Below are 21565 nucleotides of genomic sequence, written 5' to 3'. Positions count from 1 at the left end.
CATGGATGGATGACTTCCCGCTTATTAGGGCTTTTTAGGGGACGACTAATTAGGTTCATTTTCGATAAGGGGTGATTATTACCAATATTTCAAAAAGTCAGAGAAACACCATAGAAGGAATGAAAATGTGGAGTCCCAAAGACACTAGAAAGGGAATAAAGATGGTGTAACGTTCTCTATCGAGTTATTATAGAATTTCTGAAGCTTACACCTTACGTTTACTATAATTTGAAAGTATCTCTCGTAAACAACAAGATGTTGATTTTAGTATCTTATATTGATCTTTTGTAATTCCTTCGGGTTCAAAATGCATGATGTCATTTCTAATTTGTCGGACTTTTTCGAGATTCTCCAAGAACACTCTTTTATCAAACTTGAGAGCTAGCTGACTCCATCGATTGTCATCTCCTAACAGATACAGATACTCTCCAAATGTGAGATCATCTATAGAATGAATTTCTCTAGTCTCAGAATCTTTACAAATAGACTTGATATCCTCAAGAAGAAATACTCTATTCATAAAGGTTCTGATGGAGAGTTCAATCTCTTCTAAAAGAAAAAAAGGTTCTGTTAGGGTAAGAAATTGAGAGGATATATCTGCGGTTGTTATGATTCCAGAAAGAGACTTATCTCCCCCCAATACCACAACAAAATCATTCTCATAGACAATTTTAATAGCATCCAATAGAGGATAATCTAAACCAATTTCTTTTACATTTTCTTTTTTGTAATTCTTTAGACTCCACTAGAAACACCGTCTGCTACAGCTGCTCCTATTGTCTCCCAAGAAATATATCCACATAAACCCCTAGTACCATTATTCGTAACAGGAAGTTGAGAGTAATTATTGAGACGCATAATGCTTATCGCTCTATCAAGGCTATCATTATTGCTAACACAATGAGGTGGTCTATTTGCGGACTGTAAAACTTGAACCTTCTTTATTGGATTTTTAAAGGATTTCGTTGTAGCAATTTGCTTATGTTTTAGTTTAATAGGTGTATCAATCCAAACCTCATTGTATCCAGGTTCAACTTCAAGGTTATTATCTAATAAATATTTATCTACGACTTTGCAGTTATTAGGTGTTCGTCTATAACAATTAAAGGCATTAAATAAAGTCCGAGGTGTTATTTCCTTTTCTACATCTTTATTCTGCCGAATCTCCTCAGTAATCTTTTTTAACTCTTCCATAGGGGATCGTAATGTAGAATATTAGCCATTGTGCCAAAATAAATTAGGCAACAATAGCTAATATTATAAGACAAGAACCTATTTGCTTCTTCAAAACAAATCTATGTTGATTTACAAAGGATTGCAATCGTATGGTACAAATATGATTATTGAAATCGATTGCAAATAATTTTCTTTAGTAGTCAAATATAGAAATCTCATTGACTTCTATAAATGGTACCATAGAGTCTCGCTTCTTTGTATCACAAACCTGAAGAATGGGTAGTCCTGCTTTCAAGTTATCTTTTAACCAATCAAGATTCCATAAATCAACTGCATTTCCTTCTACCAATTGACATAAAGGTTCTTGATATGGATTACCTCCTGCTTCCATATCAAGCTTGTAAGTAATTCTTTGTAGCCAGATTTGAATATGTCCAATATTGGGAAGAGAATTTAATTTTGCGCGCACTTGCTCTATTGCAGCTCTTTTTTCTTCATTAGTTTCTATTCTAGAAATGAGATTACTAATACAAGCTAACACAAGTTGGTGAGCCTTAGGGCTGAGGATAGCTATTTCGACAAGAATTGCCACAAGCACGAGAATATTTTCTTTTATTGATTTTCTTTTCTCGATTCTTAGGCCAATATTGTTCAGTAGCCTAGAAATAGTTCCAGAATTAGGGTGCCGCTTTGCTATCGATAAGATGTAATATAATTCCTTTTGAAAAGAAGCAAATAGACTATTTAATTTTCTGTATGCAGGTATGTTCGTAATATAATACAGTTTATCTGGTTTAATTGCATCTTCTACGATATTTTCACTTAGTCTCGTTTTAGAGGCATTCATCTGGAAATTTAAGTCAGCAAGAACATTTTGTAGTATCAACGCAATTTTCTCAATTTCTTCTTTACTATTGCTAAATACTCTGTAATCATCTCTGTATCTGATAATCTTATATTTGTTTATATTCTCCTTTTGCAATTTATCCCTAAGTCTCTTGTCTGCATATCCAAGTATAATTTCAGCTATAAAATCAAAAAGGGCACTCCCTTGAGGAAGGCCATTAGTTTGACCATATTGCATTCCTTGAATATACGTGTCAATTGTATTCCCCAAGGAGGAGACTTTTCCTCTTTTTGCTTTTGCAACATTTTTCCCCTCAATAGCCCAACCTATAGCATGAGTATAAATGCTACTATAACAGTTTGTTATGTCGGTAATGAACATATATTTGTACTGTATGGAAAGTTCTATTGTTCGCTGTTCAACATTTTCCCACCAATTTGATATTGTTGCACCTACAAGTGTTTTATCTTCCTCCTCTTTCAATCCAGGAATACTAGAGACTTCAATATGATCATCCTTAAAGTCTTGAAATCTCCTCTTTATTGTATTCCAATTAGATTTTGTTGTTATACTGCGAACCAGCAAATAGTACAAAAAAGGATTCGCTATCTGTAAGGGTCTGAAAGCATATCTCCCATCTTTATTGATGAGCATTTTATAATTTACCCCATCAAAATTGGACGGATACACCTTTGCCGTTTTTAAACAACTGTCCAAGTCAGATTTACCGACCATTTTTTGTACATAATCTAATACTGGTTGAAAATTTAAATATACAGGAAGAGACAAACTACAATAATTTTCTGCATCCATAAAAAATTTCAAAGCTTTTTGAGGTGTTAGTTCCAAAACGGTTTTCATACACAAATCATAATAGCTATTTAATATTTAATCGTGGAGAATTTAGAGTATTATCCACTTACCTAACTTTGTAGGGCCTTCGTGTTTGATTAGCCCTTGCTTAGTCATATTCTTAATATGATATTTAATGCCATCAAGAGTGATACCGATAGATTGAGCCAACTCCTTTTGAGTAATTTCAGGCTTTGCCTGAATAGCTGCTAAAATCCTTTCTTGGGTAGTTTCTTGGGTAGTTTCTTGGGTAGTTTCTTGGGTAGTTTCTTGGGCTTTTCTTGGATGTTTCTTGGATGTATCTCCTCCAAAGCCTTCTTCAAAATACTTTTGAGAGACGTTCTCAACTACTCGAAAAGCTGTAATCAATGAAAAATCAAAAGAGGCTTGCCCGTTACCGTTTTCTTCCAACTCCTTCTGAACTCGATAGACTCCACGGCTGAATCGGTTTACATAGCCCAAGACTTTCATTGCTTCGGCAATAAAGGGGTTCCGATAATCGCTAACATTGGGGAAATTGTCGGGACTGACCTTGCCGTACAATCCTCCAGGGTTTTGGATCTCAATGCGATCATCATACTCATAAAACTGAATAGGAGCGTTTCCTTCGTAATCCCTGTGCATAATGGCATTCATCAACAACTCTCGAGTAGCCCAGTATGGGTACTTGGACACCGTTTCTTCCCGAAGTACACTTACGGGAATGGGACGCTTTTGTGAGATACTTGTCTCGACAAAAGCATCAATCTTAGGCAATACCTTGCAAAGATTACCGCTAAACTTATGTTCGTTGAGAATATCACCCGCACGATCCTTACCCTTGAAGCGGACATATTGAATATACGCTCCATGTACGTGTCGCTCAGGATTCTTTCCAAATAGGACAATAGCCCCATTAGTCGGACAGTTATAGCGCAAATCATATAAGCCAAGGGAGGAAAGTTGATCCGTGATATCTCGTTTATCTTCAGCGAGAATATCCTCAGCCACAGCTTTGGGCAAAAACTCCTTATGAATGAGAGCTACATCCAAGTCATCAATGCTCGTTCCCAAACAAGGCATGGCATCAAAGGTACGAACATTGGAAAGTCGCCTTTCTGTGAGTATCTTTTCTTCTGCCTCTGTTGCAGTACTCTTTCGAGGCCCCACACGTACCCAAACGCGCCCCCGATAACGTACAGGAGGAAATTCTGAAGGCTGGACTTCTGCCACCAATACATCCCCTTCATCAAAATGGAACTTTTCTATTGTCATGATGGGCTGAGGGAGAATGTTGCCATCCGTCCGAATATTGGCAATCTGCAATAAGAGTTTATCATCAACCTGCAAACCTGACAACTCTCCATTATCCTTTGCTCCAATAATGAGATAGCCATTCTTACCACTACCCGAAATATCATTTGAGAAAGCACATATAGCCTGACAAAACTTATCCATATTGCCAGTCGATTCTGTTCTCTCAATATTATAGCTCTCCGTGTCTGAAAGCATTTGTAGAAGTTCCTTTTTTGTTATCATAATTTTCCCTTTATCTTCATGTGTAATATTGAGCAATCTTTACCCATCCCATTTTGGGAGAATGTCTAATAATTTTTAAAGTACGCTTACGCATAAAATGCTCATGAGTTCTCATTTTGATTGTTTATATCCAAAGTCATAATAGCAGAGCCATCAAATTCTTTTCTCTTATAAGTCATCTTTCATGTCTAATTAGCTCTTAACTTTCGAAACATATCCATTACTTCCAATATAGGTGCTATATCCTTTTTACTTTCTGGTATAAAAGGTTCATCATCAGGCTCTAGTGCTAATATCGCCATATCATCCAGTCCTATTTCCCAAGCATTTCTAAATTCGATATTAGTAAACTTAAATGCACCTTCAAAATTCTCTGGTATTATAATCTGCTCATTGCTTTTAACTTGAAATGCCATAAACCAACAGCCTCCAAATTGCTTGTACAAATTTTCAAAAGTGTCAAGATTCCTGTTCGTATTGGGAGACATAGTGCACTTGCGACACATGGGGGTAAAATAGCGATCCTCTTTAGTTTCGTCTTTTTTTACATCTGGTGCTACACAAACTCGATAAGATGTTGGATGGTTCCGATCAACACCTCTAATGATGTAAATGATTACGGAATGTTCTCCTTTTTCTAATTTAGCCCTCCACTCAGCAATGATTTGCTTCCCACGCTCTAAATTCTCAAAGGTAAGCCCAAATATTGGAGGTGTAGATTTAAGTTTATCAAATACAAATCCACAACCGCTCCAACCAGCATCTTCCCATATATCCATCTCATTATTAATACTATAAAAAGATATTTTTTTTTGTTTCTTATTACTGTAATTTTTAGGGTTATATTTGAAGTCCTTGTTCCGTAAAGGGTAAGTCTTATCTGATTCCTTTTTCCAATCCTCTATTTTGCTCTTAAATGTATTTCCAAGAACATTAGATATCGATTGCTTTGCTTGCAATAAGTTGCTTACTCTATCCATAAGTTTCTCACCGTCTTGTTTACTCTGAAGCATCTTCATCAAATCTTCTTTTGACATAGAATTTCTACTAAAGAAAGATGCTATAAACATAGAAATACATTCCCACAAATCCTTGTCACTATAATTCAAATTAATACAGAGCTCATATTCATTAGATCTTTCTAATAGTCTTAATTCTGACTTGCCCGTTGTTTCAGTAATTTCAATATACACTCTGGGAGTAATGATTAATAATTCGAATATTTCCATTGTTGCAAGCATTGATTCGATCGCTCCTAAGAATATTTCTGCAACAATTTGATTTTGACAAACATTTTTATAATTAACATGTAAGGTGCAGTTATTTACGGTTGTTTGCAACTCTGCCCGTCCATTAGTAGAAATATTCAAATCACACAAGAACTGCTCGAATACGGGCTGATTAAGCATTTTATCCTGCCAGCCATCTTGAACAAAATATTTTTAATTTCTTCATCTAATTCATCTGCATACCCTAGGGAAAACTTTAAATATTCTGAAGATTGATACATTCCTATTCTTTCTAGTATATCTGGTAGAGAACTTATCACTGGATCTTTCAAATCTGATGCTGCAAAACGACATGCCCAAGTTCCATCATGAAGTGCATTAATCTTATTAAAATGTTCGTCTTCTGCAAACTGACCATTCTGCGAAACTATTATCATTAGTTCATGCCAGTTCAAATACATAACAAATCTCCCAAGCATTAACTCAATCTCACAAAGTTTCTGCAAAACGGTTATTAAAAGATACGAAACATTGCCAGAAGTGTAAAATGTTTTAAGCAACATGGAAGCTGCTTTTACCAGATAAGCCATCGCACTAAAAGGTAAACCGATCTCATACAATGCAATACCCATCATGCCAGAAGTTTTGATTAACTCCTCCATACATTCTTCTTTTTCAAAAGGATGTATGCAAAAACTGAAATGACGAATTGCTTGCTTAAACCTTTTTTTATTCATTAAAGCTATGGCACGATCCATTTCTATTCTTGCAGCTGCTTGCTCTGAGTCTCTTTTCTTCACTATTGACGTAAGTTCATCAACAAGGTCTTCATATTTTGGATTATCATCAATTACTTTGTTTAAAATATTCATTATTTTATACTGTGCCTTAAAACCAATTTCAAGATGGGAGGGAGCTTCTAATAATAGCGGCCTGATTGCATCAATGTCCTCATCTATTGGATCTTTAGATAATAAACGACTTATTAATCTTTGCTCGACAATATACAAACGTAAAAATAAGAGACTAGAGGCTTATCTCCTCTCTTTTCTAATGTATTACACAGTTCTTTTATGTACTTAATTTCCGATTCTACCTTTTTTGAATCAATTAGCCCTGCTCGCTCTGCATTAATCAAATTAGTTAGTATGTTTGTCATCTTCTCTATGCGGATAACAGAACAGTTGTCATTTACGAACTCTTTAAGTTTCAAAAGATCCTTGTGAACTGCATCAATATCCTCAAACCAGAAGAAACTAGTCCAAGCATGATCATAGATTATATTGAACTTTTGTTGAGTGGAACCATAATATTCACACTCACGTAACGCCCGACTAAAACGACCTTCAGTTTCAATACGTGGACGCTCTAAACCTCTGCTGAGAATACAAGCCTCTTGCAATTCATCTATATAGCCAGTATCAACATCATTTATTTGACGTGATAAAATACTCTTTTCGATTTCATCCAATCGCTCCTGCCTCTGTTTATCTAAGATTCCTATTTTCTCCCTTTTCTTTTTGTACTCATCGGAAAAATTCAAACAATCCAAGGCTATATCTTTGCATCCATGATGAAAGACTGCATTTGTACACCAAAGTGCATCGAAAATCGAAACTTCAATATTGAATTTATTTGATAAATCTTTTTCAATATCAGCTCTTATACTGGACTTTATGAATTGATTAGAGAAAAAAAGAGCTCTCGTATATCCTCGTTTGGTATTTGCAATCTTTTCTATATCTGTTGTAACCTTTGGTTTCCATTGTTTCTTACAGCTAATAGCAAAAGCCCATTTCTCTTTTTCTGATGCACCACCATCAGCCACATACCATTTGTCTGAAATATCGGTTGTTACTTCGTAGGTTTCAGCATCCACCTTTCCATCACCACCTCCATCAGGGCCCGTTTGAGGCTTTATGTTAGGTGTAATAAGCCTTTCGGCACATCTCACGATGAAGTTCTCAAAATTGCTCTGCATCTTTTTAGTAGATAGTATTTCGAGCTGTTTTTCAAATAATTCTTTTGTTAGAGGAATTTCATACTCAATTTTTGAGTCAGAGAATTTCTCAGGTCTTAATTCACGATAATATGCGACGAGTTCATGCACTGTTGTAATTGTATTTGACTGTTGTTCCATTTTAGATTCTAGCAGATAGTGTTATCTTATTATCTCTAATCATTATTCTATAAGGTCTCTTGGTTTTACCCCTAGTATCTCCGCTATTTGGAAGAGGGTTTCGAGGCTTGGTTGACGGCGGTTGCAGACGTAGGAATTGACAATGCTGAAGCTTTTGCCGAGTTTTTCAGCAAGCCATGTTTGCTTAATTCCTTTCTCCTCAAGCACTTCTTTTATTCGATTCATGGGTTTATCCATCTCTTTCAATATTCTCTGTTTGATAGCGTAAAGATATGAAATGAAATAGCATAGAAAAAGGGAATGAGAATTTTTTTCTCATCCCCTTAAACCTTTTAATGGGTGTAGAAGAGAAGCATTTATTTCCGTTGTTTTATAGATTCAGCCTGCTTCCGAAGTTCATTTGCTTGAGATGTGTTCAGACGGGCTCGCTCTGTCTTTTCAGCTTGCTCTTTGACTAATCGTTCGTAGGTTTCCACTTGTTCTCGGATAAGAGCAATCTGCTCTTCGTCTCTCTGATAAGTAAAAACCGTTTCCAAATCCATTAGCTTTTCCTGATTGGCTTCTCCATACATTTTGATGTGGCGATACTTCAAGTCATTATCCGATAGTTGACTGTTTTGTCGCATCTGCCAGAAGTTTCCAAGCAGTGAAAACAAAAGAACAAGCCCCATACTGCAAAGAGAGATAACCGTTTTACTATTCTTAAAGTCAAGACTAAGAATATGTTCTTTACGGATGACATTACGACTCTCTTTGCCCATCTCATCAATTTTTGCCTCGATGGCTTGTAGAGTCTCTTTTTTCTCTGAGCCCCATCCATCCAGCTTCTCAAAGGCTACTTCTAGTCCTGCCACTACACTCTTGGTAAGTATTTCTTCCAAGACCCTGATTTGTTCGGGAGAAAATACCTCTTGCTTTGAAAGTGTATTCATCCTCTCAAAAAGTTCTTCGATTTTACTCAAATCGATTGTTTGTTGTTCAGATCTTCCCTTTAAGAAGGAAGCCATTTCCGTAAGACTTTGCTTCAATTCCTCAAATAGGCCATATACGGCCGAAGTATCCATTCTATCTGTATTCATATACTTTTTCTTTTATGATTAAACATTAGTGCAGTACTCTGCGTATCCTTATTTTGCTTTTAGCTGCCAACTTTCTGGCTTTCAGAGTCTGAATGTATTCGGCAAGTGTCGCATCATAATGAGGACTATTAAAGAGAGAAAATGTTGAGTTGCCCGATAAGAGAATCAAGAGCATCCATCACACCTCCAGTTTCCGATGTTTTGAACTCTTGTTTTTCTGCCACTTGAAGTGCTTGATAAGCATTATCTTTAATCTGCCTGTCAATCTTTGAGAAGCTACATTCTCTATCTACATGGGAGCCTGAAATCCGATTGCCGTCTTTCTCAAAAATGATGCCCTGAATCTTATACGTATTGCCATTCATTTTGAATTCCAAGCCTATACCTGATTGCTTTAGGGTCGCTTGAAACTGGCCCCACGTCAAACTTTGAGGAATAGCTTTTTTGAGAGCGTCGTAAATCTCATATTTGGTTTTGTCGTTCCCTTTCAGCCGTTCACGCTTGACATTCTCTTTTCCAGAAGCAATATATAATCCGTATTTCTTAGTCAGTTCCATGCAGACCTTTGTGCTACGTAGTTTTTCATTTTGATCTGAAATTCTTCGACCATCGTTATCAATACGATTGATTACCATGTGTATGTGTGGATGGTCTGTATCGTGATGGCGAGCAATAAGATACTGTGTGTTGGAGTAGCCCATTTTCTGTAAATACTCCTGTGCCACCTTGACCATAAAAGCATCCGTTAAACGCCCTTTATCTTGAGCTGAGAAATCCAAAGATATATGGGCTACAGGTTTCGTAATCTTGGGATTGAGTTTGCTTTGAGTAATAAAGCTTCGGATTATAGCTTCGCTATCTTTCAGACGAATACCTTCTGCCTGCAAGAGTTGGGCACGCTCTTTTCCCAAAACATAGTTTATCACCCCTCGAAATCCTCTCCCTTGAACAATCTTAGCAATCATCTTCGATTCGTTTTATGATATTGTCCAATCTCTCAGTCATCGCAAGGTTGTCTTGATAGACTCGTGCGTATCCCATAGCATTGGCTTTGTGGGCAATCTGATTGACATTATTGGCCATACCACTTAGCTGGCGAAGGTGATTCATCAATTCGGGAGATAGTCTCTGCCTGACTATACTCGTAGCAATACAACGACGGATGTATTCACTTCGAGTAATCCCTGCAAGCCGCGCTTTAGCTTTGAGAGAGTAGAACTCCTCGGTTGCCATTTTCAGTGTAACCTTATATTTCTTCTTTTCTACTGGTCGTTTGGGTGGGCGACCATTCGTATTGCGATTTTCTATTGTTTTCATTGCTGTATTTGTTTTTTGATTTATGAATAGACCAACGGGATGAGTCAATCCTCGAAGAGCAAGGTTTTGGTCTGACCAAAACACAAACTTGCTCCCCTAATAATCAAAGGACTTGACTCCATACCCATTCATCGTTTGAGTCCCCGACTTTTCATTCTCGGAGGAGAAATGAGTTCTTGATTTTTTCGACAGAGAAAATCATTCAAGTCTTTATGTCCCTCATAAAGGGTGGAGCAATCATTAACGGGAAGATTCATTCTCCAAAGCACTTCAAGCGTTTTCTTTCCTGCTGCATCGCTATCGAGATAAGCGTTAACAATGGCATATTTCGAGAGCAAGGAATGAGCCTTTTGGAGATTGTTTACAGAGTTCAGTACAATCGCAGATTCAGTATTTCTGTCAGGATAAAGAGTGCAAAAACTCAAGTAATCCATAAATCCTTCAAAGAGATTGATAGTATCCGTATTTCGATCAAAGGAGGAGATACTGGAAGGAGGTAAACAGCCTTTGAAATAGAGATTACGAATGGCATAACCTCCCAAGTCGTTGGGCATTCCGATAGCGTAATAAGTACGCCCTTTTACTTGATAGTGAATCTCACGACAGTACCGTTTCGCCACAGAACAATCAATCTTACGGTCTTGCAGATATCTCAGCAAATTAGGATGATGCAAAGAGACGGCTTCGATTATTTTCATCTCTTCGCCACTCTCGGCCTGTCGGTCAAAGTCGTTCTGCGTAAGAGGACTAATCTCTACACGGTCTTCTAACAGTCCAATTGCTTGAGACAGTGTGCAGCCATGTAGTTTCATTACCAAATCAATTATGCTGCCACCTTCTCCTCCTCCAAAGTCATACCAGAGGTTTGCCCTATAATCAACCTTGAAACTTGGGCAACTCTCTTCCCGAAAAGGACTTCTATACATTCCATAACTTGTATATTCCTTCACTGGGTAATGGCCTTTATTAGCCAAATAATCCTTCAGAGATAAGGATTTTATATGTTCAATATTCATCATGTTTTTCTAAGTTTTGGAGATTCTCCTTACTACATGAATATGGATGAATAACTCATTCACCGTGAAAAGAAAAAGAGTCGTAACCTGTTTTCTCGTAGTAGTATCATTGGTGCGAGTAGTAATTCTGTTGTAAGACAGATTATAAAACCATACTACACGCTCAATCTTTTTTCTTTCACTGGATTATCCTCTCTTGTAGTAAGTAGTAACTGTAATTCATCAATAAGTCAAAAAGGACTCACGAACGGATTCGGGAAGACTTTCCTGATATGATAAACATACATAGGGTTACCTCCTATCCGTCGGGACTTTCGTTCAAATCCTGCTTTGCGCAGAGCTTCTCCCATTCGTTTTTCAGATAGGTTCAGCGTAGTGTATCCACGCAAATAATTCAGAACTTCCGAAGTGGTCATATAAGATTCTTCCGTAGGACTTGGTTTCTCAAAGCCTTTGAGTAACATTTCGTATTCGACTGTCTGCACATGAAAGCCTTCGCTCTCTCGGTGCAACTCTGCAATCTCAGCATCATCAAACCAGTACCGATACCCACTTTTACAATACCACCAAGCCTCCGAATAAACCTTATTGATATCAACCTGTTTAGCAGCTTCTATGTCAATAGCTTCTACCTCAAAAGGAAGAAATCGGCGGCTACCCGTCGGATCTGTAAGGAAGTCATTACCGTTTACCGAAGCCATAAAACTGGCTAAGTGAGGATACTCTTCAATGTACGTATCGTATGGTCTGCGATACTTAACCCGTGGAGTAGTGATGAGATTCTTCAACTCATTTTCGTCTCTTTTGTTGAGGGCTTTGAGTTGGTCGTCGATATTGATAAACAGGTATTCAGCTATAAGGGTCTGCGTATCCTTGTTTTGAGGGTCAATAGTACCTGTAAACAAATATGCTTTTAGCTCCACAGGACAAAGCAAGTCTAAGAAAGTTGTCTTGAACTTACCCTGCTCTCCAGTCAAAACCAAACAGGTGTGATTGCGACAGAACAAATCATCCATCGCATTCGCCACCACTGCAATAAGCCATTTGGTCAGATAAGTTTGCCACTTCTCAGGATTCCGAACCGTTACGCACGAAGCCAAGTGAATAATCTCCGAATCTTCTCCCTCGTTCCACTTCGATAGTTTTTGGAAATACTCCTGTACAGGATTGATACGCGGGCAGAAATCACTTTCCAATATCGCTCGTATATTCTCTGCCGAAGTACTGATACCTTGTGAAGAATCCAACAGCCGTCGCATGGAGTTGATATCGAATTTACCGAGTGGGTAGAAAGGTGCTTCTTTATTCGAGTATCGAAACTCCGTGCGACTTTTTACGGTATTGAATCGAAAGTCATAGTGCTCTCTTAGAAAGGACTCTATCCGTTCATTCTTGGATTGCTTCCCTTCAGGTCGTTCATCCATTTCTTCTTTCATCGTTGAATAGATATTTAGAAATGAGAGCGCTTGGCCTTCCCTTCAGAGATAAAGAGCTTTGAGTCTTCGGCAAGTTCTCGCACACTTTTTCTACGACCATTGGCTATCCATTCGAGCAACTCATCCTCGAAGAAGTAGAGTTGCTTTCCATTCTTGTAGCAAGGGAGTAAACGCTTGCGCACAAGTGTATAAATTGTAGGTTTGGCCTTCCCGATGATTTTACACGCTTCATCTATCCCGATAGGAATACGTTTTGGAGAAATAACCGCATCTTGCCCTTTCTCGACCAAGGCTTTGATCTCAGCTACTTCGTTCACTAAGTGAGCTACCGCCTTAGGTAGATTCTCAAAAGAAATTTCGTTGTTGTCCATGTTTATACTATTTTGAGTTTAACATGGCACAAATGAATAAAGTGTTTTCCCTGTGATTCAAAACACGGAGAAAACACTACAAAAACACTATGATTCGTGCGTTTTAATAATCTTCTTAAACCAACAAAACTATAAAATCATCTAATGAGCAATTGAACGAGAATACGAGATTATGAATAAGAGGGAGATATTCATTTCTGCTTTAAGCCAACGCTTATCAAGGAAAGGTATAAAGCTTTTAATTTAAAGCTTAGGAGTTTTCCTCTAAAACCTACAAAGCTTTTTTTTGTAAAATTCCAATGTTTTATTTTATAAATTAAATATCTTTGCAGCGGAGAACTAAAAAGCCTTTGACTGAAGCTAACACCTCCAGCTCTGACAGAGGAAATATAAGGAGGAGAATGTAGGAATTATGACAAATAAACCGTTACAATTCGTTCTTGTAGAGCGTAAACTAAATGTTGGTAAGAATGCAGGAAAGATAGTTCAAATCGCTCAACCTACAGGTAGGAGTCGTGTAAGTTTCCGCAATTTCTGTGAGCGTGTAGCTAAGTCTACAACTTTTAATCGTCAGGAAGTGGAGGCTGTATTAAACTATGCTACCGAGATAGCAAAAGACATAGTATCTAATGGTGATATTGTGGATTTTGGCGATTTGGGAACATTGAAACCTTCATTCAAGAGTAGAGCTGTTCCACAAGGTGAAAAATTTAACGCGAATGTACACATTGAGAAGCCTGTTGTTCGCCTCAGCCCTTCAAAAAAGTACTTTACGCTCACCGATGTAAGCTATGAACAGACAACTGCCAAGCCAAAGAAGGGAGCAAAACCTGCCCCAAAGCCTGATGCAGGGAGTGGAGAGGATAGCGGTGAGGGCATATAATGGTTAAACAAGGGTACACCCAACTGCAGAAATTTTTGCAATAGAGTAGAGAGTTTGCTTTTTGTTTGAGCAAACTCTTTCTTTATAGGTTTTTCTGAATCTTGATTAGCCCTTTTTGTTCATCGTCTTTGAGGTGGCTTTTGATGGTGTCGGGCTCAACGTCTTTTAATGCATCGGCAAAAACAAGCTTGAGGAAAAGAGCAACCTCGTCTTGTTTGCCGATACTGAAATGTTTCCAAATATTCCAGCCGAAATGATACAGGTCTAAAGAAGCAAGCTTTGCTACCCTGACAGGTTGAGGGTTTTGTAAGACGTTTCCTTCTGAATAAGCTGTAATGTGTTGACAAAGTTGTATCAAATCGTCATCAGAGACATAAGGGGCAAATTCTTGCTGTGTATAGGAGATGGCTATCTCCAACTTCTCTTTTGATTTATCGCTTTGTTTACGCTGCTGATTAACTCGTATCTCCTGAATGAATTCGGGCTCTATACTATTTGGGTCCAAATCCTGCTCAACTTCTTTCTTCTTGGGTCCAAATCCTGCTCAACTTCTTTCTTCTTTTGAAGTGATGATGGAGAATGCTTGTGAGGGAAAAACTTCTTCACAATAGCTGTGAACAAGCCGTCAATCAGAAGCATTAGGCTGAATAGAGAATGATGCCTACACCTGTAACAATGCAGAAAATTACAGTTGCAGTAAATTCATCAACTCCAGCCGAGATAAAAACAAATCTCACAATTATGCCAATTAAGGCACACGCCAGCAGGACGGATAAATAAACAATTATATATTCAAAGTACTTAGACTGCATCTTTATTCATTTTTGTGAGGTTATTCCTGAGTCTTTGTCTCTATCGTATCCAATTTTATGGCTTGTGCCGCCTTGTTTTTCTTTTCATCGACCACCTTTGCATAGATTTGCGTTGTCTTCACATTCGTATGTCCCAGCATCTTACTTACGGTATAAATGTCTGTACCGCTGGCAAGTTGTAGAGTCGCGTAGGAGTGGCGGAAGCAATGAAAGCTTATGGACTTTTTGATGCCAGCAGCCTCTATCCAACGCTTTAGAGGTTTAGAAATCCATGATGGATTAGGCAGGTCTTCAAAAACCAATTGCTCTGGCAATCTTCGTTCTCCACATAGTTGTAAGGCTTGTTCCGAAATAGGCATATACTCCACTCCCTTGGTCTTCTTTTGAGTAAAATGCAATCTCGGCTGTTCTCCATCCATGTTAATCTCTTTCCACTTTAGTTTCTGAATATCACAGTGGCGTAATCCTGTCAGAGCAGAGAAAAGAGCTGCCCGTTTCATCACCTCACGATCACAAGGGGTTGAAGCAAGCGTATTTAACTCCTCTACGGTAAGGTATTCACGGCGAGACTCCTGTTCCTGAATACCTTTTATTTTGGCGGATATATCAACAGTTAGATAACCATCTATAAATGCCTGCTTGAGAGCTGCCTTGAAAATAGAAAAATAAGTGGATGCCGTATTGTGAGAAATAGTACCACATTTATTCCCTCCACGAGGAGCTGTCAAAAGGAAACGTTTGTACTCTTCGGCAAAAGCATTGTCGATTTTGAAAAACGGCAAATTTTCTCCCGCATACATTTTAAGAAAATCCAGAGCTCTCTTCCAATTGACAAGAATAGAAGTGGAGCTATTTTGGTGTCGCTTGTACATCGCCTCTCGAAAATAAGCAATGAAATTTTGTTGCAAACGTTCCTTTTGCTCCGCCTGAGCCGTATCTGCATCACTGTACAAGTCTGCATTGTCGTATTCTCTTTGACGGAGCTTTCTCACCTCATCGGCATAGATACAAGCTTCTTGATCGACCTCACTTTTGCACTGTATCACTCCATTCAAATCTCGCTTGGGTTTGTACGATTTGCTCGAAGATGTTGTGCGTGCAGTCCGAGTTTTATCCCAGACTACCGTAGTTACTATGCGGTTGAGATACTCACGGACACGTTGTGCTCGGATTTACCCGCAGTGTAGACTGGGTAACTCTCAATGTAGAGATACCACTCATTTCTATATGCACTCTTGCGAAGTCGCACAGTTACTTTCGTGTTGTGTAATTCCTTTCTCATGTGTATCTAAGGTTATTTGTAGAGTTGGTCTATCTCTGACTTTGGGGCATAGACATAATTGCCAATCTGCCTTATGGGGATGGAAAACTTTCTGATATGCTTATATACCGTCCCTTCCGTGACACCAAACTTGGCTGTTATTTCACCAATTGTGTAACAATACTCGGGTTCAAGGTTGTAAAGCTTAGCCTCATTTCTTCTTCTCGCCTTTTGCTCATCAATAGGCCTCAGATTAAAGTTGCGTTCTAAATCTTCTTTACAGATACGAGTCATCCTTTTTCCCAAGTTATAACTTCGGAGAGCCTTACTTCTGACGAGTCGATATAGTGTATCTCTGCAAACGTCATATAAAGCAATAGCATCAGAGATAGAGAGGTAAGGTTGATCCTTGGGAACCTTTGCAGCCTTCTCTCTCCGTAGCTCTTCTAACTTTTCCTCTCGCTTCTTTTGTGAATACGCAGACCTTGAGCATTGTATAGAACAATACCTTGATGTGATTGTCTTGGCTAGAAAGGTCTTCCCACACAATTCGCACTTTCGCTCAATCTGAAATTTTGCAGCTGGCATACGCTTTTCTTATCTATCTGATAATCAATTTATATTTTTATTTAAGTCGCACTTTATACACTAATAAGTCGCGGCACAAATATGGTACAAATATACGACTAAAATCGATAGAAAACGAAGAAATACGAGAAACTCTAGAAAATAAAAATAGCAGCAAGTTATTATCTTACTGCTATTTACTGTTTATTTGATGCTCGTTTGTGAGCGTAATTATTTCACTTCTTCGAAGTCTGCATCCGAGATATCTTCGCCCTTATTAGCGGAGGTGTTGGCTCCTGGGTTAGGACCTGCGGCACCTGCTTCGGGACCTGCACCAGTGTTTTTGTACATCTCTTCGCTAGCAGCATGGAAAGCTGTGTTCAACTCTTCCATAGCTTTGTCGATAGCTGCAATATCTTCGCTCTTGTGAGCTTCTTTGAGCTTCTGGAGAGCAGCTTCGATAGGCGCTTTCTTGTCGGCTGGGAGCTTATCGCCAAGATCGTTGAGCTGTTTTTCGGTTTGGAAAATCATGCTATCGGCTTGGTTTATCTTCTCGATGCGCTCTTTGGTCTGCTTGTCGGCATCAGCATTGGCCTGAGCATCGGCTTTCATGCGAGCAATTTCTTCTTCACTCAAACCGCTGGAAGCCTCGATACGAATCTTTTGTTCCTTACCCGTAGCCTTATCAACTGCCGAAACGTTGAGAATACCGTTGGCATCGATATCGAATGTTACTTCGATTTGAGGTACTCCACGAGGCGCAGGAGTAATACCATCGAGGTTGAAGCGGCCGATACTCTTATTATCCTTAGCCATAGAGCGCTCGCCCTGCAACACGTGGATTTCTACCGAAGGCTGATTGTCTGCCGCTGTACTAAACACTTGACTCTTCTTGGTAGGAATGGTTGTATTTGCTTCGATGAGGTGCGTCATCACACCACCCAAAGTTTCCAAACCAAGAGATAGAGGAGTAACGTCAAGGAGCAATACATCCTTCACTTCGCCGGTCAATACTCCACCTTGGATAGCTGCACCGATAGCCACAACTTCGTCTGGGTTAACGCCCTTAGAAGGAGCCTTTCCGAATATCTTTTGTACCTTCTCTTGGATGGCAGGGATACGAGTAGAACCACCTACGAGGATTACTTCGTCGATTTGAGAAGCCGAAAGACCTGCATCTTTGAGAGCCTGCATACAAGGAGCTTCGCACGCTTGGATGAGGCTATCTGCCAACTGCTCAAACTTAGCCTTCGTAAGGGTTTTTACCAAGTGCTTAGGAATACCATTAACAGGCATAATGTAAGGCAAGTTGATGTCTGTGCTGTTAGAACTTGAAAGCTCAATCTTTGCCTTTTCGGCAGCCTCTTTCAAACGTTGGAGAGCCATAGGGTCTTGGCGGAGGTCTATACCTCATCAGCCTTGAACTCTTCTGCCAACCAGTCGATAATCACGTGGTCGAAGTCGTCACCACCCAAGTGAGTATCTCCATTGGTAGACTTTACTTCGAAAACTCCATCGCCCAACTCCAAGATAGAGATATCGAAGGTACCCCCACCCAAGTCAAATACGGCAATCTTCATATCCTTGTTAGACTTGTCAAGACCGTAAGCCAAAGAGGCGGCAGTAGGTTCGTTTACGATACGACGTACCTTGAGACCTGCAATTTCGCCCGCTTCTTTTGTTGCCTGACGTTGAGAGTCGTTAAAGTAGGCAGGTACGGTAATAACCGCTTCGGTTACTTCTTGACCTAAATAGTCTTCGGCTGTTTTCTTCATCTTTTGGAGAATCATTGCCGAAATTTCTTGTGGAGTGTATAGACGACCATCAATATCTACACGAGGAGTATTGTTGTCTCCCTTTGCAATTTTGAAAGGCACACGGTCTATCTCCTTGGCAGCTTGGTCATAGGTCTCTCCCATGAAACGCTTAATCGAGTAAATCGTTTTAGTAGGATTGGTAATAGCTTGACGCTTGGCGGGGTCGCCCACCTTACGCTCTCCACCCTCAACGAAAGCTACGATAGAGGGAGTGGTACGCTTACCTTCGCTGTTAGCAATAACAATAGGTTCGTTCCCTTCGAGTACAGAAACGCAAGAGTTAGTTGTACCTAAATCGATTCCAATAATCTTTGACATAATATATTTTCCTTTCTTTTATTTTCCTTTTCCACTTCCCTACTCTATTGCTGTTTAGAGTTCGAGAAGAACTTACGCCTTGGAAAATACAACTACCGTGCCAAAGAAGATTTACCCATATGGTTAAAGGAGGCTTACGTTTACTTTGCCTTCTCCCACACTTTAATTATATAGGGTCTCTATGGTATCTTCAAAAGGTATAGTCCAAACTTGAGTAAGCATTAACCCTTTTTGGAAAAAGGATTATAGGTTTTAGACGAAACTATTATACCTTTTCGTTACTTAGACAAAAGGTATAGGTCATTTTGTCAGATTGAGACAGAGCGATGCAATAAAATAGGAGAAAAAACAGGTATTAAAACTCGCTTTTACTCCCTTGTCTGTAGCCCGCTACCCCAATTATTCCTGTATCTTTGTAACATTATAAAAATAAACAAAAAACAAAGACTATGGCTAATAAGTTTTTCTGCATTATTATGGGAGGAGGTATAGGCAGTCGTTTCTGGCCTGTGAGTAGAAAAGATAAACCCAAACAGTTTTTGGATTTCTTTGGCACGGGGCAAACGCTTTTACAGCAAACCTACCAAAGAGTAACCTCTTTTGTGCCGAAAGAAAATGTCTATGTAGTTACCAATGAGGTCTATATAGAGGAGACTTTGCACCAATTACCAGACTTGACACAAGAGCAGATTTTAGCCGAACCGATGCGTCGCAATACCGCTCCCTGTATAGCTTATGCCTTGCATCGTATACGATCACGCTGTGCTGATGCGAGCGTGTTCGTTACTCCCTCGGACCATGTGATTTTAAACAATGCCCGCTTTAAGGAGTTAGCTTTGAAATCGCTCCAATATGTACAGGGGCACGACTCGTTGGTAACCCTTGGCATCATGCCCCACCGTGCAGAGACAGGCTATGGCTACATTCAGATGGATAGTGAAAACCAAGAGGATGACTTCATAAAGGTTAAGCTCTTTACCGAGAAACCCAATATCGAAATGGCAGAAATCTTTGTGAAAAGTGGCGATTTCCTTTGGAATAGTGGTATGTTTGCTTGGAATATGCAGACCATACTTTCCGCCTTTGAAATGCATGCGCCCGAAATAGCAGAGATATTCGCAGCAGGAGAAAAGGTTTATGGTACTGAGCAGGAGAAAGAATTCATCCAAGAAAACTTCCCCAACTGCCCCAACATCTCTATTGACTATGCTATTATGGAGAAGGCAAATAATGTACGAGTGTTACCAGGAGACTTTGGATGGGCTGACTTGGGTACATGGGGAGCAATACACGAACTTGCAGAAAAGGACACCGAGGGTAATGCTGCACTCAACACTCGTTGCATTTTTTCCAAAGCAAGTAACAATGTGGTAAGCCTCTCCAATAAAGACCGCATTGTAGTGGTACATGGTGTTTCGAATTGTATTATAGCCGAACACGACAATGTGCTTATGGTTTGCGACAAAGATGATGAGCAGCGAGTAAAAGCTCTTATGACCTCTGCGCAGTTGCAGTTCGGAGAAGAATACATCTAACCATTCGTCGTTGAGAACCTTTGATACTTATGTTCAAAGAATCCCAGCAGATGCAACAGAGCGAACAACTGCTTCAATTCGTTTGGCATCAAAGGCTCTACGAGTCGCTCTCGTTCTTTAATACCGAAGAGTACGTGCATCCCCACCCTATAGAGATTCTCAACCCTGGTTCTCCGAATCCGAATGCGGGTCCTGACTTTTTCAATGCTCGTGTACGTATAGGAGCTATTATTTGGGCGGGCAATGTGGAGATACACCGCTATGCCTCCGATTGGTATAAGCATGGGCATCATAAAGATCCTCTCTATGATAATACCATTCTGCACGTAATTCTCGAAAATGATCGACCTGTTTTAGGACGACTTAGTGGACTTCCCATATTCTCTTGCGTTATGAAAGTATCCGACTCTCAAATCGAAGCCCTATCTCTTGTTTCTTCTCAAAAGCATTCACCTTTAAGGTGTGCTGGGGGCTTACAATCAATACCTTCTCACTTAGAAAAAGGCTGGAAAGAGACGCTTTTCAAAGAGCGCATGGAGGGAAAAATGCTAAGAATAGGGGAGATATATGCCTCAACGCATCAGGATATTTCCGAGACATTACATATACTCATCATGCGCTACTGGGGTACGAAGGTCAATAATGATGCTTTTGAGGCTATAGCTCGCTCTCTTCCTATGCGCGTTATTCGTAAACATACTGATCGCTTGGATCAGCTGGAAGCTCTCTACTTGGGGCAAGGGGGGCTTTTAGAGGGAGAGCCTACCGATGAATACTTTGCCCATTTGCAGGAGGAGTATACTTTTTTGCAAGCTAAATACCAACTAACACCCCTCGCTTCGCATCGATTACGTTTGCTACGACTACGCCCAAGTGTTTTTCCTCACAGACGCTTGGCACAGATGGCTATGTTGCGTCATCAATATCCCTTGTTAGAAAGTGTTTTTGCCGAGCTTGACGATAGTAAAAGAGTATTGGAAATATTTTCTCTTGAACCCTCGGAATATTGGCGAAGGCACTACCGATTTGGGAAACTTTCGGCACGTGCTATTGGGAAACCCTCTCGCTCTTCCAGCGATATTATGCTCATCAATGTGCTACTCCCCTATCGTCTATTTTTGAGTCAGCAGAATACCTCCCCCATCTCCATGGAGACTATCCAAAGAAGTCTCGAAAAGATACGCCCCGAAAGCAATAGCATAACGAGGCTTTTCTCTGCCGAGGGGATAAGTATCGAAAATGCCTTCGAAGGGCAAGCTATGATAGAATTATGGGAAAACTATTGCTCTGTTCAAAAATGTGATATTTGTCCGTGGAAAAAACAGAGCATAGAAAGATAAAAGAGTCATATCCCTTTCGTGTTATAGATGGAATGCTTTCCTTTTCCAGCC

19 protein-coding genes and 2 pseudogenes are annotated in these 21565 nt (G+C 39.5%); 3 read left to right on the top strand and 18 right to left on the bottom strand.

The window, feature by feature from the left end:
- Positions 1–205: 205 nt before the first annotated feature.
- From JCM15907_RS10930 to JCM15907_RS05265, 14 genes are all read right to left on the bottom strand, one after another.
- The gene (locus tag JCM15907_RS10930; protein WP_036885509.1) at positions 206–685 is read right to left on the bottom strand and encodes a hypothetical protein; all 480 of its coding nucleotides are present in this window, start codon (positions 683–685) and stop codon (positions 206–208) included.
- Between the two features lie 50 nt (positions 686–735).
- Entirely contained in the window at positions 736–1194 is a 459-nt protein-coding gene (locus tag JCM15907_RS10925; RefSeq protein WP_036885506.1) for a CBS domain-containing protein, read from the bottom strand.
- Between the two features lie 175 nt (positions 1195–1369).
- Positions 1370–2884, bottom strand: a complete 1515-nt coding sequence (locus JCM15907_RS05310; protein WP_025843005.1) for an RNA-directed DNA polymerase — start codon at positions 2882–2884, stop codon at positions 1370–1372.
- 42 nt (positions 2885–2926) lie between these two features.
- Entirely contained in the window at positions 2927–4393 is a 1467-nt protein-coding gene (locus JCM15907_RS05305; RefSeq protein WP_025843004.1) for an RNA-binding domain-containing protein, read from the bottom strand.
- A 188-nt stretch (positions 4394–4581) separates the two neighbouring features.
- On the bottom strand, positions 4582–5733 hold the full coding sequence (locus JCM15907_RS13370; RefSeq protein WP_242396808.1) for a hypothetical protein: 1152 nt from the start codon (positions 5731–5733) through the stop codon (positions 4582–4584).
- 26 nt (positions 5734–5759) lie between these two features.
- Positions 5760–6632, bottom strand: coding sequence for a hypothetical protein (locus JCM15907_RS13365; protein ID WP_242396806.1), 873 nt, complete (start codon positions 6630–6632; stop codon positions 5760–5762).
- Entirely contained in the window at positions 6608–7762 is a 1155-nt protein-coding gene (locus JCM15907_RS13360; protein WP_242396805.1) for a hypothetical protein, read from the bottom strand. The genes JCM15907_RS13365 and JCM15907_RS13360 overlap by 25 nt, the downstream gene beginning before the upstream one ends.
- Positions 7763–7804: 42 nt before the next feature.
- Positions 7805–7999 carry a helix-turn-helix domain-containing protein gene (locus JCM15907_RS05295; RefSeq protein WP_025843003.1) on the bottom strand — a complete coding sequence of 65 codons (195 nt, stop codon included), beginning with the start codon at positions 7997–7999 and terminating at the stop codon, positions 7805–7807.
- A gap of 119 nt (positions 8000–8118) precedes the next feature.
- The gene (locus tag JCM15907_RS05290) at positions 8119–8841 is read right to left on the bottom strand and encodes a hypothetical protein (protein ID WP_025843002.1); all 723 of its coding nucleotides are present in this window, start codon (positions 8839–8841) and stop codon (positions 8119–8121) included.
- Between the two features lie 128 nt (positions 8842–8969).
- Positions 8970–9806 (bottom strand): relaxase/mobilization nuclease domain-containing protein, encoded by an 837-nt coding sequence (locus JCM15907_RS05285; RefSeq protein WP_025843001.1) that lies wholly within the window; start codon positions 9804–9806, stop codon positions 8970–8972.
- Entirely contained in the window at positions 9796–10158 is a 363-nt protein-coding gene (locus JCM15907_RS05280; protein ID WP_025843000.1) for a MobC family plasmid mobilization relaxosome protein, read from the bottom strand. Before JCM15907_RS05280 ends, JCM15907_RS05285 begins: the two co-directional genes overlap by 11 nt.
- A gap of 128 nt (positions 10159–10286) precedes the next feature.
- Entirely contained in the window at positions 10287–11108 is an 822-nt protein-coding gene (locus JCM15907_RS05275; protein ID WP_242396803.1) for a DUF8464 domain-containing protein, read from the bottom strand.
- 296 nt (positions 11109–11404) lie between these two features.
- Positions 11405–12610, bottom strand: a complete 1206-nt coding sequence (locus tag JCM15907_RS05270; RefSeq protein ID WP_370664409.1) for a virulence-associated E family protein — start codon at positions 12608–12610, stop codon at positions 11405–11407.
- Positions 12611–12624: 14 nt separating this feature from the next.
- A complete protein-coding gene (locus JCM15907_RS05265) occupies positions 12625–12981 on the bottom strand; it encodes a helix-turn-helix domain-containing protein (protein ID WP_025842997.1) in 357 nt (118 codons plus the stop codon).
- 412 nt (positions 12982–13393) lie between these two features.
- On the opposite strand from JCM15907_RS05265, the gene JCM15907_RS05260 reads away from it, so the two are divergent.
- A complete protein-coding gene (locus tag JCM15907_RS05260; RefSeq protein WP_025842996.1) occupies positions 13394–13864 on the top strand; it encodes an HU family DNA-binding protein in 471 nt (156 codons plus the stop codon).
- 82 nt (positions 13865–13946) lie between these two features.
- On the opposite strand, the gene JCM15907_RS13355 is transcribed toward JCM15907_RS05260, so the two are convergent.
- The 4 genes and pseudogenes from JCM15907_RS13355 to dnaK all read right to left on the bottom strand — a co-directional run bounded on the left by JCM15907_RS13355 (position 13947) and on the right by dnaK (position 18639).
- Positions 13947–14369 carry a hypothetical protein gene (locus tag JCM15907_RS13355; protein ID WP_242396801.1) on the bottom strand — a complete coding sequence of 141 codons (423 nt, stop codon included), beginning with the start codon at positions 14367–14369 and terminating at the stop codon, positions 13947–13949.
- 327 nt (positions 14370–14696) lie between these two features.
- Positions 14697–15958 (bottom strand): annotated as a pseudogene (locus tag JCM15907_RS10910) (tyrosine-type recombinase/integrase).
- Positions 15959–15970: 12 nt separating this feature from the next.
- The gene (locus JCM15907_RS05245; protein ID WP_025842995.1) at positions 15971–16525 is read right to left on the bottom strand and encodes a helix-turn-helix domain-containing protein; all 555 of its coding nucleotides are present in this window, start codon (positions 16523–16525) and stop codon (positions 15971–15973) included.
- A 210-nt stretch (positions 16526–16735) separates the two neighbouring features.
- Positions 16736–18639 (bottom strand): annotated as a pseudogene (gene dnaK, locus JCM15907_RS10905) (molecular chaperone DnaK).
- Between the two features lie 449 nt (positions 18640–19088).
- On the opposite strand from dnaK, the gene JCM15907_RS05235 reads away from it, so the two are divergent.
- On the top strand, positions 19089–20174 hold the full coding sequence (locus tag JCM15907_RS05235) for a mannose-1-phosphate guanylyltransferase (protein ID WP_025842994.1): 1086 nt from the start codon (positions 19089–19091) through the stop codon (positions 20172–20174).
- A gap of 29 nt (positions 20175–20203) precedes the next feature.
- Positions 20204–21514: a DUF2851 family protein gene (locus JCM15907_RS05230; RefSeq protein WP_081773802.1), complete on the top strand. Its 1311-nt coding sequence runs from the start codon at positions 20204–20206 to the stop codon at positions 21512–21514.
- The last annotated feature ends 51 nt before the right edge of the window (positions 21515–21565 follow it).

The sequence above is a fragment of the Porphyromonas gingivicanis JCM 15907 genome (genome assembly GCF_000614585.1).
GTDB lineage: Bacteria > Bacteroidota > Bacteroidia > Bacteroidales > Porphyromonadaceae > Porphyromonas > Porphyromonas gingivicanis.
This window is presented reverse-complemented; position numbering and strand designations above follow the sequence as displayed.

Bases quoted from the DNA above. Each gene is read 5' to 3' on its own strand.
- JCM15907_RS10925 (WP_036885506.1), bottom strand. From the start codon at position 1,194: ATGGAAGAGTTAAAAAAGATTACTGAGGAGATTCGGCAGAATAAAGAT.
- JCM15907_RS05310 (WP_025843005.1), bottom strand. From the start codon at position 2,884: ATGAAAACCGTTTTGGAACTAACACCTCAAAAAGCTTTGAAATTTTTT.
- JCM15907_RS05305 (WP_025843004.1), bottom strand. From the start codon at position 4,393: ATGATAACAAAAAAGGAACTTCTACAAATGCTTTCAGACACGGAGAGC.
- JCM15907_RS13360 (WP_242396805.1), bottom strand. From the start codon at position 7,762: ATGGAACAACAGTCAAATACAATTACAACAGTGCATGAACTCGTCGCA.
- JCM15907_RS05295 (WP_025843003.1), bottom strand. From the start codon at position 7,999: ATGGATAAACCCATGAATCGAATAAAAGAAGTGCTTGAGGAGAAAGGA.
- JCM15907_RS05290 (WP_025843002.1), bottom strand. From the start codon at position 8,841: ATGAATACAGATAGAATGGATACTTCGGCCGTATATGGCCTATTTGAG.
- JCM15907_RS05285 (WP_025843001.1), bottom strand. From the start codon at position 9,806: ATGATTGCTAAGATTGTTCAAGGGAGAGGATTTCGAGGGGTGATAAAC.
- JCM15907_RS05280 (WP_025843000.1), bottom strand. From the start codon at position 10,158: ATGAAAACAATAGAAAATCGCAATACGAATGGTCGCCCACCCAAACGA.
- JCM15907_RS05270 (WP_370664409.1), bottom strand. From the start codon at position 12,610: ATGAAAGAAGAAATGGATGAACGACCTGAAGGGAAGCAATCCAAGAAT.
- JCM15907_RS05265 (WP_025842997.1), bottom strand. From the start codon at position 12,981: ATGGACAACAACGAAATTTCTTTTGAGAATCTACCTAAGGCGGTAGCT.
- JCM15907_RS05260 (WP_025842996.1), top strand. From the start codon at position 13,394: ATGACAAATAAACCGTTACAATTCGTTCTTGTAGAGCGTAAACTAAAT.
- JCM15907_RS05245 (WP_025842995.1), bottom strand. From the start codon at position 16,525: ATGCCAGCTGCAAAATTTCAGATTGAGCGAAAGTGCGAATTGTGTGGG.
- JCM15907_RS05235 (WP_025842994.1), top strand. From the start codon at position 19,089: ATGGCTAATAAGTTTTTCTGCATTATTATGGGAGGAGGTATAGGCAGT.
- JCM15907_RS05230 (WP_081773802.1), top strand. From the start codon at position 20,204: ATGTTCAAAGAATCCCAGCAGATGCAACAGAGCGAACAACTGCTTCAA.